General features: G+C 31.1%; 10 protein-coding genes. 1 reads left to right on the forward strand and 9 read right to left on the reverse strand.

Annotation, left to right across the window (positions count from 1 at the left end; genetic code table 11):
* Positions 1–3: 3 nt before the first annotated feature.
* Genes CQA43_RS01870 through CQA43_RS01905 form a run of 9 tightly spaced genes read right to left on the reverse strand, consistent with a single transcriptional unit; the run spans position 4 to position 7,379 of the window.
* Positions 4–990, reverse strand: a complete 987-nt coding sequence (locus CQA43_RS01870; RefSeq protein WP_245944183.1) for a CpaF/VirB11 family protein — start codon at positions 988–990, stop codon at positions 4–6.
* Between the two features lie 12 nt (positions 991–1,002).
* On the reverse strand, positions 1,003–1,206 hold the full coding sequence (locus tag CQA43_RS01875; RefSeq protein ID WP_115550903.1) for a hypothetical protein: 204 nt from the start codon (positions 1,204–1,206) through the stop codon (positions 1,003–1,005).
* A 9-nt stretch (positions 1,207–1,215) separates the two neighbouring features.
* Positions 1,216–2,328, reverse strand: a complete 1,113-nt coding sequence (locus CQA43_RS01880) for a DNA type IV secretion system protein ComB10 (RefSeq protein WP_115550904.1) — start codon at positions 2,326–2,328, stop codon at positions 1,216–1,218.
* Positions 2,325–3,437: a TrbG/VirB9 family P-type conjugative transfer protein gene (locus CQA43_RS01885; RefSeq protein ID WP_115550905.1), complete on the reverse strand. Its 1,113-nt coding sequence runs from the start codon at positions 3,435–3,437 to the stop codon at positions 2,325–2,327. Before CQA43_RS01885 ends, CQA43_RS01880 begins: the two co-directional genes overlap by 4 nt.
* An 8-nt stretch (positions 3,438–3,445) precedes the next feature.
* A complete protein-coding gene (locus CQA43_RS01890; protein ID WP_115550906.1) occupies positions 3,446–4,102 on the reverse strand; it encodes a type IV secretion system protein in 657 nt (218 codons plus the stop codon).
* Positions 4,103–4,104: 2 nt separating this feature from the next.
* Positions 4,105–4,236, reverse strand: coding sequence for a hypothetical protein (locus CQA43_RS09835; protein ID WP_281270089.1), 132 nt, complete (start codon positions 4,234–4,236; stop codon positions 4,105–4,107).
* A gap of 10 nt (positions 4,237–4,246) precedes the next feature.
* Positions 4,247–6,790: a VirB4 family type IV secretion/conjugal transfer ATPase gene (locus tag CQA43_RS01895; protein WP_181881594.1), complete on the reverse strand. Its 2,544-nt coding sequence runs from the start codon at positions 6,788–6,790 to the stop codon at positions 4,247–4,249.
* Between the two features lie 18 nt (positions 6,791–6,808).
* Entirely contained in the window at positions 6,809–7,051 is a 243-nt protein-coding gene (locus CQA43_RS01900) for a VirB3 family type IV secretion system protein (protein WP_115550908.1), read from the reverse strand.
* Positions 7,052–7,070: 19 nt separating this feature from the next.
* Positions 7,071–7,379, reverse strand: a complete 309-nt coding sequence (locus tag CQA43_RS01905; protein ID WP_115550909.1) for a hypothetical protein — start codon at positions 7,377–7,379, stop codon at positions 7,071–7,073.
* A 652-nt stretch (positions 7,380–8,031) separates the two neighbouring features.
* Here CQA43_RS01905 and CQA43_RS01915 point away from each other — a divergent pair.
* A complete protein-coding gene (locus CQA43_RS01915) occupies positions 8,032–9,678 on the forward strand; it encodes a relaxase/mobilization nuclease domain-containing protein (RefSeq protein WP_115550911.1) in 1,647 nt (548 codons plus the stop codon).
* The last annotated feature ends 368 nt before the right edge of the window (positions 9,679–10,046 follow it).

Below are 10,046 nucleotides of genomic sequence, written 5' to 3' on the forward strand. Positions count from 1 at the left end.
TTGCTACTCTATGCTATTAATGTCTATTTCTTTGAGATTTAGAATCTCTGTAATTACTCTTTGATTCTGTATGCGTTTGATTTGAATAATATAATCAACGCCACTTGCAATGTAAGAATTAAGCATTTTGGTGTCGGGGTTTTGTATTCCACCTCCTAGTGTTACATTAATTCCAATAGCTTTGATTGCGTCCTTTGGAGTGTTTGCGTGTAGTGTGCTTAGATTCCCCTCGTGTCCTGTGTTTGAAGCCCTAAGGAAAGGCAAAGTATTTCTTGTATCAATTTCTCCTAGTAACAATCTATCGGGTCTTAACCTTAAGGCATTATCTATTGCCATTTTATAGCTGTATTTATTTGTTTCTACCTTTGGAACTGCGAGTTGCAAAATATTCTTATTTACAAGAGATAATTCTTGAGAATCCTCTATGGTTACAATTCTTTCATCGGGGTCTATTTCACTTGCTAAGGCATTTAAAAAGCTTGTTTTGCCTGTGCCTGTTCCTCCGCTAATTAAAATACTTTTGTGGTCTCTAACAAGTTGTTTAATCCTTTCATAATCCCAACCTTTTTGGGTGCAATTATCGCTTAAGACGAAATTTTCTAATGCAAAACGCTGATTGCTTGGAATCCTTATAGAAATTCCTATTTTTGAATTGTATAAAACACTTTCGTGTTGCGCTTGTAGTCTATATCTTAGATAAGGAGCTGGTAATTCACACGATAAAGTAGGATTATCTTTATTAAAGTTTAATCCTCTTCTTGTAGCTAACTCTTTGACAAAACTATCTAGGAAAAAAATATTGAGTTTCTCATCTTGTATATATTCCCATTGTGAGCCTTTATCAAGGCATATCTCAAATTCTCTATTAATGATTAATTCGTTGGAATTTCCATTTTGCGCCCTATCTAAATATTTATCCAAATAAGTAAGCAATGTCTTTAAAATCCCGCTAATATCTTGCGATTCTTTAATCATTTCAATATTTGTCATATTCTAAACTTTCTACGCACTTTTCTCTTTTGTTTTTTGCTCTAAAGAGAGGATTTCTTCTAATATTTTTTGTGCTTTTAACTTTTGTCCTGTGAGTTTTACTTCGTCTCTTTCAATTTGTTTTACTAATTTTGCAAGAGATTCCTTTTTTCTCTCAAGTAATTTGTCGTTTTGATACATATTGCTAACAAACTCTGTTACATTTTTAAAATCCATACTTTCTCCTTATTTAAAATATTGCGTCATAATCTCGTTTTTCTTTGGTTTTGGAAACCAAATGTGATGCGTTGGCACAATAAAGATTCTGCTGCCCGCTTTAATCTCTATTACAGGCTTGATACTTTTTTGTTGCGCTAGAATTTCTTGCACGATTGCACTCAAATCGGTTTGGGTTTGATTGTAAATGGAATCGCTGTATTGATTGGAATTGCTATTGTTATCGCGCGTAGCAATGGAAAGCAATAACACATTTGTAAGCGTGGAAAGCGTGTAAGGAATCCCGAAGCGTTGCCACATTCTACTATTTAAATCACCCTCTGCTCCACTTCTACCCATAGAATCTGATGTTTTGGCATTAGTTAATAAAATATTCACGCCTTGAGGAGTGATGATTTCTCTCCATTCTATTTGCAATCTTGCGTGTCCTGTGATTTCACTACTACTTTGATAATAACCAATCGCCTTACTGCCTCTTGGAATCATTACCGCTCTTCCCATTGTGGCATAAATATCCTCTTCAATCTGCGCACTTACAATCCCTGCTAAATCACTTGAAATTGCTGTTGTAAGTGTTGCTGGTATCAAACGCCCTGCTCGAACCATTCTAAAGAGTTTGTGTTCATTGGTTGCATTGTCAATATTTTCTTGATTGGAAAAAGAATCTACGCCATAAGGATTCGCACCCTGTGAAAAGTAGATTTCTTGAGAACCTCTTTCTGCAAGAATAGAATCACGCAGTAAATTATCCATTCTTTGCTGGGGGGTAAGATTCACTTTCTTTTTAGGTGCGCTCTGTTCTAATTCCCTTTTTTTAGTTTCTACTTTCTTTTGGGTTTCTGTGATTTTTCTTTCAAACTCTTCTTCCTTTTTTCTAAGTTCCTCTTCTTTATCTATTGTAGATTCAGAATTTTTAATTTCATTATTTTTTTCAATTTGCACCACTTGATTGGGATTTGGCTTTTTTCTATAAGTATAATCATCTAGTGGAAATTTGGAATCAAAAAGATAATCCAAACTCTGTTGATGAATCGCCTTTTGCTCTTTTAAAATATTTTCACTAGGATTAGCTAAAACCAAAAAGGGAGAAAGAGTTAAGGCAATCAATGGAAGTTTTTTCATTTTACAGCCTTTTGTTCTTGTTTGTTTGGTTTTACTTTCTCTTCCTCTTTTACTTTTTCAATGCAAACATAGGATTCTCCACTCCATATTGTCCATTTATCATTTCTACTCTCCGCAATAATCCAATCGCCAATGACTTTTGTTTCAACGGGTGTATCGCGTTTATCAATGACTGCAAAAATTGCTGGAATTTTGCCATTTTGTTTTTTCTCGTATTTAAAATAAGTGAAAGTATCATCATTAAAGACTTCACTAGGAATTAGCCATTCATTGTATTTTTTGGCTTTTTTGATATAAGAGAAATCCATTTGTTCCCTCTCCACTTTCATTTCTGCAATCCCCTCTTTAATGACAAAGTATTTTCTAGCTTCCTCTTCCATTTGCTCTTGCGTTAAGATTTTGCTTTCATCATCAAGAATCTTTACAAGCAAGTTTGGCAATTCTTTGTTTTTATAGTCAGTAGAATAGAGGAAAAAATTATGGATTTTTTTATCTTTTGTAAAAATCGTCAAATTCGTATCAATACCGATTAAAAAAGGCTTTATGCTGATTGCATTGGGCATATTGGGTATTTCTTCTACTTTATATCCACTTTGGTCTCCTAAAATATAACTTTCCACTTCGCTTTCAAAAATAATCGTGGTTGCCATTGTGAAGCGTGTGCGTATTTTTTGTGTTTTATTCTCTTCGTAAGGAATTTGTATTGTGTTTTCAAATCCTGTATATTTTTTCTCTAAAAACTTTTTTTGCACCGCTTTTAAATCTTTGTTTCTTACTGCTTGTTTCATTAAAAGCAACTGCTCTTCAGTGTATGCTGGAATCTCTTGTGAATATTGTTGTTCATATTGCATTTGTGGAGTAGCATAATGATTCGTATCTGGATTAGTGTTATGAATGCTCACATTATTGGCAATGTATTTATTTTTATCTTCTATGGTAGGCTTTTGTGCAAACAAAGATTCTCCGCTTTGTTGTCTTGTTGCCATTATTCTATCCACTTCTTCTTGTCGCTCTTGCATAATGTCTTCTATTGCAGCTTGGTTTAAAGCATTTGGGTTGGCAAACAATATGTTTTGAAGTAAGATAGTAAAAATTATTAATTTTTTCATTTTTTCCCCTATTGTGCGATTGTTTTCATTGTTCCATCTTTTTCAATATTAACTTTGCTTAAGGCATATTCATAAACAATAAACCCTGTGGGATTTAATGGAATCGCATTTTCCTTAATCTCTTTTGGTTCGAATCCAAATTTCAAAGTAGCCTTATAGCGTTGATAGCCTGTTTGTAATTCTCCTTGTCTTTCTTTTGCGATAAATTCTATGGTTGCGACATCTTGACTTAGAATTTGGCTATTAATAATTTCAATCTCTCGGTAGAGATTCTTTGTTTGATAGATTGAACCACTTTGTGTTACTGCTTGTTGAAATACCTTATAGACTTTGTTTTCACTTTGAAGTGCTACTTCCCTATAACGCACATCATCATCAATCCGATTGATTGTTTCTCGCTTAATCACATAGCCCGCTAAAAGAGATTTTAAAAGCGCAATGTCGTTGCGCACATTAAAACCTTGTGTTTCTATTCTAAAAAAGCTACCTTGTGGCTCTGAAAAGAAAACCAAATAAGGTTTTGTCTCTTTAAGTGGCATTAAAATCGCAAGTGAAAAAAGGGCTAAAAATAATAATCCACTTAGAATCACAACTAAAATAAAAAGAATTTTTGTAATATTTTTTTCCAACTGAAAAATATAATTTGGGTCTTTTAAATTTATCATCTCTAGCCTCTATCTTTCTGTAAGATTTCTATATCATAACAAGCGCAAGGGCTTTGTTTGATAGCGTGTTTGCTGCTACAAGCACTCAATACCATACTTGTAATTACTAAACTTAAAACTAAAATCTTCTTCATCTATTGCTCCTTAATAATCTTCATCGGGCATTCTATGTCCTCTTATATAAAGCTCTCGCCACTCTTTTTCTCCATAAGCTCTTTTTAATGCTTTAAGATTCTTCACATCTCCAGCGTCTGAACTAAAGACATTCAAATGTCCCTGCAATCTTGATAGATTCACATCTAAAATGGCAGAATAATCCCCTCTTTTTAGTAGAATCTTGCGCTCTGTTGGATTGGTCTTATTCAAAAATGAGATTTCATTACCTGTAAGATTTGCCATTGTGCGTAAATCCTCTAAGGTTTGCTCGTTTTTGGTAGGGTAAATTAAAAAATTCACCATATTATTAATAAAAGAACTTCCTTTGGGAATGTTTTTAAAAAATCCAATGTCTTGTGTCGCTACCATTACCGAACCATTGATTTTTCTAACCTCCAAAATTGCTTCTAGTAGCTTTTCACGCATAATCTCATTATTCAAATAATCTTTTAACTCATCTACAAACACAAAGAACCCTTTATTTGTAGCTTTGGCATTGTTAGAGAGTTTATGAAAAATGTAAAATGCCATAAGCCCTGCTAGTGTCTTATCCTTGATGATTGCGTCCATATTTAAAATAGAGAGTTGTTCTTTAAAGTTTAGTGCATCTTCTTGGTGGTTAAAAATGGAATCCAAAAAGGGTTGATATGCCATTTTTAAATCCAATTTGCTAGGGTCGTTTTGTGTTTCAAGGGAGTTATGAAACTCTTTAAAATTAGGGTGTTCCACCATTTCCAATCTTTTTAAAGTATCTTGGATATTGTTAATAGCTTGAGTATCTTTTTCATCAATTCCTATCATCATTGCTAACCACGCTCTTAAAAAGTTAGAATTTTCAGTTGTTCTGGCTAAAGAAAAGGGATTAAGTTTAAATCCTGCTTCATCGTCTAAATCGTGATACTCTCCGCCGATATATTTTGCAAAATTGTGCATACCACGCATTTTATCCATTGCAAAAATATTCACATCGTATTTAAAGAGATTTGTCATTAGGAATTGCGTTAGGGCAGTTTTACCTGTGCCACTTGCCCCAATAATCATTGTATGCCCACTTGCTTCCTTACCACTTGTTGCGTGAAAATTAAAAAAATATGGGCTTCCACTCAAGTGTCTAAAGATTGTAACAGGCGCATTTCCCCAACGATTTTTATTGAATCCCAAAATATCATTTTCTAAATTTATCATTGTGGCTAGATTAGAGCTTTGCAAACTTCTTTTTCTTGCATTTAAATTGCTTCTGCTTGGAAAGAAAGAGAAAAATAAAGGGGCAAGATTTAATGTTTCAGCAATCATTGCTAAATATTGATTTTCTAGCACACCTTTAAGATGATTGGTTTTCTCATTTAACTCTTCTAAATTAGGAGCGTGAATCAAAATGGAATAGCTTGTTTCTAAGAGTTTCTCTCTGTCGCTTCGTATATCTTGGTCTAGCGCATTAAGCATTTCTTTGGCTTCTTGCACTGCAAAAATTGCCTTATCTTTAATATGCTTTAAAGCCTTTTCTTTTGGCACAACCTCACAACTAATAAAAATGCTATACTCTATATTTTCTCTTAAAACCGCAGTGCTGATATTGCTTGAAATGTTTTCAGTTTCATAAGCTTTTACACTGATGAATTTAGCATAGATTTTTTCACTTGTTTGTGTAGGTTCTAATGGATTGTTATTCTCATCTCTTGGAATCACACTATTCGCCCTATTTGTATGAAAAATAATGTAATCCTTTTTAAATTCCACATCGCTTGTAATGTAGCAATCTGTTAAAAGCTCATAGCTATATTTTAGATTTGTTTTGCTCATATTTGCATAGGTTGCAAAAAAGTTAATCAACTCATCAGAGCTTAATATTCTTGGTTTAAATTCGTTAAGCGTATTTTTTACAATTTGCTTTATAGATTCTAGTGTATTTGCCTTTTGGTCTAAGCCATAGTTGATTGACTTTGTTTGTTTTTGGATTCTGTCTAATTCTATGGTAGAAATTCCATTCCCCTCTTCCTTTTCTTTAGTAAATTTGTCTTTAAATTTATTCAATTCTCCCAAAATTGCTTTGCTTTTAGTAGAGATTATAAAATAATAAACAATTTGGTAAGCTTCACGCAGATTTTCCCATTTATCTATGATTTCTTTTGCATAAGGGTTTTTAATTTCAGGCTTGATATAGTCTAAAAGAATTTTCTCTTTTTTGCAAACAATACTTACGGCTACATCATCGCCTAAAGAGGTAAAAAAGCGATTTCTTGCTTCACTTAATGAAAGTTCTTCTTCAGGAGTGATTGCAGAATAACTATAACCAAATAATTCAAATCCAATACACAAATTTTTATCACTGGTTACAATGATTTCCTCATTATATTTTTGCGCAATATTATTCTCCAAAGCCATAGAAAAAATTTTGGGTTGTAGAATCGTAAAAATACTATCGCCCTCTTTTAAAATTTTATTTATCAAGGAAAATAATTCAGTTTTTGAGGAATCTTTGGGAGGCTTTTCTTGTCGCTGATTTTTTGAAAAAAAATTTTTTAAAAAAGACATCATTTTACCTTTATTTTTTTATGCAAAATATTTTTTTGATTTGATTTTAAAACGCATTTTAATAACATCATAAATATCTTCATCAAAAAACTCTAATGTATAAAGCAGAGCTAAAATAATAATCGCAACAGGAATCGCATAAAGTTGAAACAAAAACCAAAGAATAAAGCTTATAAAAGCCCAAATAGTCCAAGAAGTAATACTCAAGCCTTTTGCTTTTGGTTTTTTTGTTAATTCTCTGTAACAAAATGAATTTAACACTGCTTATTCCTTTTAAAAATTAAATCAAAGATTTAGAGATTCCCCAAACAATTCCTAAAATCACAGAAACTGCAATAATGCCTTTGATATGCTCCATCATTCTTTCTTTGTTAAACATTACAATGATGAGCAAAATCACAAGCCATAAAATCCCAATCACACTGACAAAAGTATTTACCATAGAGGCAATATCACTTGCAGTATTTGTAACTTGCGTTTCAAACTCGCCTTTAAATTTTCCAAGTGCGCTATCGCTTGCACCAAAGACTGCCATAGGCAAACACACAACCAACAAAAACGAAATTTTTTGTAAAAAACTCTTAAGCATTTACGCTCCTTTTCTTGAAAGATTTGAGAAATACTAACAACTTTTTTTTCATTATCAAAAACATATTTTTGCGGAAAGAGTTTTGAAAGAAATTGCGATAAATTAGGAGTTTAAAGGCTATTAATTTGCTTAAAATATTTTTAAAGTGTTACAAGCAATTTTAAAAAATATTGCTTTGCAAGAATCAATATAAGATAGTTACAAGAGGTTTAAAAAATCTTACAAATTCCGCAAATAAAATTTTGCAAAAAATTTTAAATTCTTATTGCAAAGAAATTTAAAACATAGTTACACTAAGATTCTAAAAAACAATGCTAAAATATTTTAAAAAAGATTACACTAAGACTTAAACAAAATTGCATTTGGATTCCAAAAACAAAACAAAAGAATTTTAAAAAAATATTGTAAGAAAATTTCAAAACTTTTTCAAAGAATTTGGCGATAAACTTTTTTATTTTTCTGAAAACTTCATTTTTGCAAAAAAATCTCTTTAGAAATGCCCTATTCATAGGCATTGATAAAGACTTTTTTTCTAAAAAAGCATACATTGGAAGGTTATCCTGCAAAAAATATTGTAATGATTGTTTAAATTAATTTTGATTAGAATATTTTTTAAGCAAGTTATAGAAAATATTTTTAAGGATTCTTGTTTTTGGCTTTGCATTATTTTCCAACTTTTAGAGAATTTAAAAAGCAGAAAGAGAAAGCACTATTTTTTGATTTTGAGGAAATTAAAGCAAAAAAAGTCAAGCAGCAATCTAATAAAAAAGGGATAGAGAGTTATCCGCAAAATCATTTTATCTATTTGTTTAAAAATATTAAAGGAGATTCCTCTTATACACAAAAACAAGCAGTAATAAAAAACATTTCAAACTTAAACAAAAATGGATTTAAAAACGCACTCAATTATTGCATTAAGCATAGCGAAAAATTCACTTGTTATGATAGTGAAAATAATGAGCTAACAACACCCGAAGTTTTAAAAAAATGGGAGAAAGACTTTGGCACAAATACAAATTCAAAAGATGTGTGGCATTTAGTTTTTAGTATTAAAGAGCAAGATTCTTTTGTTAGTCGTTCTTATTTGATTCAATCTGCCATTGAAACAATCAAAAAGAATCTCCCCTTTAATGATTTTGTTTTTGTTCCACATTGGCATCAAAACAATCCCCATATTCATATTTTACTCAATAAAAGAAATCAAATCACAGAGAGAAAAATTCACTTCAAAGATAGAGAGGAAATTAGAAATTTTTTCAATCATTTGCGCAATGATTTTGCCACTGCTTTAAACCAAAGAGGCTACAATTATAAAAATACAATGAAGTTAGAAAATGACTTAGAACAAAACCTCAAAGACTTAGAAAAAATCAATCTAAATTCTAAAATTGCCTTACTTAATGTTTTAGAATCACAACGCACTTCCCTAGACAAGAAAATTGACAATTTGGAGAAAAAAAGACTAAATTTAAGAAAACTTATTTGGGATTTAAGAGTAGAAAAAAAGAATCTTATTGTGGAAGCCTTAAAGAATCAAATGGATAAGAATAAAATCTATTTCCAACAATTCAAAGAAGTCAAGAGATTAAACGAGAAATTGAATTTTTTTTATAGCAATTACAAAGACATAGACGCAGAAATTTCAAAACTTAAGCGTGATAGAAATGTAACAGATAATTATATGGAATTAGAAAAATCTTTTTCTAATGATTGGGCTTCCATTTTTGAAAAAGAAAAATACTTAGAATTTTTGAAAAAAAATTTTAAAAGAAAGAATCTCCCCAAAAAACAACAAACACTCTTTAATCTTTTTGAAAAAGAAATAATATTACAAAAACAATCTGCCAATGATTTTACTTTAGACTACATTAAAACCAATCTCAAATATTCTAAAATATTTGGAGAAAAAGCCAATGCTTTTAAACTCCTAGAAATGCAAAAAATTCTCGTAAAATGTTCCATAATGGCGATTAGAGGAGAGGTGCATATTTCTTATTTGGATAAAATTAATAAAAACATTTCTTTTTTGGATAAAACTTTAGAGAAAAAATACCAATTCTTAGAAAAATATCTCAAAAGCAAACAAGAAATTTCGCTTTTTAACTTTAAAGAATTTTCCACTCTTTCCAAAGCTTTAGAAAAAAATAATGCAGAATTTTTAAAAGAGCTAGAACAAAAGATTAAAAACAAATCTCCACAACAAATAAAAGAAAAGAATCAAATCATTTCCAGCAATAAAGACCAAGAGAATCCAAAGGAGATTTCAAACATCAAAGAGAATCTTTCACATTTTCTTTGAGACTAAAACCACTCCCGCTTAAGTGGCTTTAGATTTGCAAGGGATTTAAGGCTTTTATAAGCGGAAGTGGCATAAAATCACAAAGGTTTAATAAATGATTGCTTACCTAGCTTTTACGGCTAGGATAAGCAGAAGTATCACAACTAAAGCAATTATCATCTCTGCCATTAAGCCCTCCTTTTTAAGAAAAGCCTAACCTTAAATCCGCACATATTATACAAGCTTTTTGCTTTAAGTGTCCTTATTTAAGCCCTATTTTTAGGGATTCATTCTTAATTTGTAGATAGAATCTCTTAAAAATTTATTCCTCCTCACCTAAAATACATTGCAACACTTTTTTATACGCGGACAATTTAGCTCTAGCCTCT

The organism is Helicobacter ganmani (genome assembly GCF_003364315.1).
In the GTDB taxonomy this organism is placed as follows: Bacteria; Campylobacterota; Campylobacteria; order Campylobacterales; family Helicobacteraceae; genus Helicobacter_D; species Helicobacter_D ganmani.

Bases quoted from the DNA above. Each gene is read 5' to 3' on its own strand.
- CQA43_RS01885 (WP_115550905.1), bottom strand. From the start codon at position 3,437: ATGAAAAAATTAATAATTTTTACTATCTTACTTCAAAACATATTGTTT.
- CQA43_RS01905 (WP_115550909.1), bottom strand. From the start codon at position 7,379: ATGCTTAAGAGTTTTTTACAAAAAATTTCGTTTTTGTTGGTTGTGTGT.
- CQA43_RS01870 (WP_245944183.1), bottom strand. From the start codon at position 990: ATGACAAATATTGAAATGATTAAAGAATCGCAAGATATTAGCGGGATT.
- CQA43_RS01880 (WP_115550904.1), bottom strand. From the start codon at position 2,328: ATGAAAAAACTTCCATTGATTGCCTTAACTCTTTCTCCCTTTTTGGTT.
- CQA43_RS01875 (WP_115550903.1), bottom strand. From the start codon at position 1,206: ATGGATTTTAAAAATGTAACAGAGTTTGTTAGCAATATGTATCAAAAC.
- CQA43_RS09835 (WP_281270089.1), bottom strand. From the start codon at position 4,236: ATGAAGAAGATTTTAGTTTTAAGTTTAGTAATTACAAGTATGGTATTG.
- CQA43_RS01890 (WP_115550906.1), bottom strand. From the start codon at position 4,102: ATGATAAATTTAAAAGACCCAAATTATATTTTTCAGTTGGAAAAAAAT.
- CQA43_RS01895 (WP_181881594.1), bottom strand. From the start codon at position 6,790: ATGTCTTTTTTAAAAAATTTTTTTTCAAAAAATCAGCGACAAGAAAAG.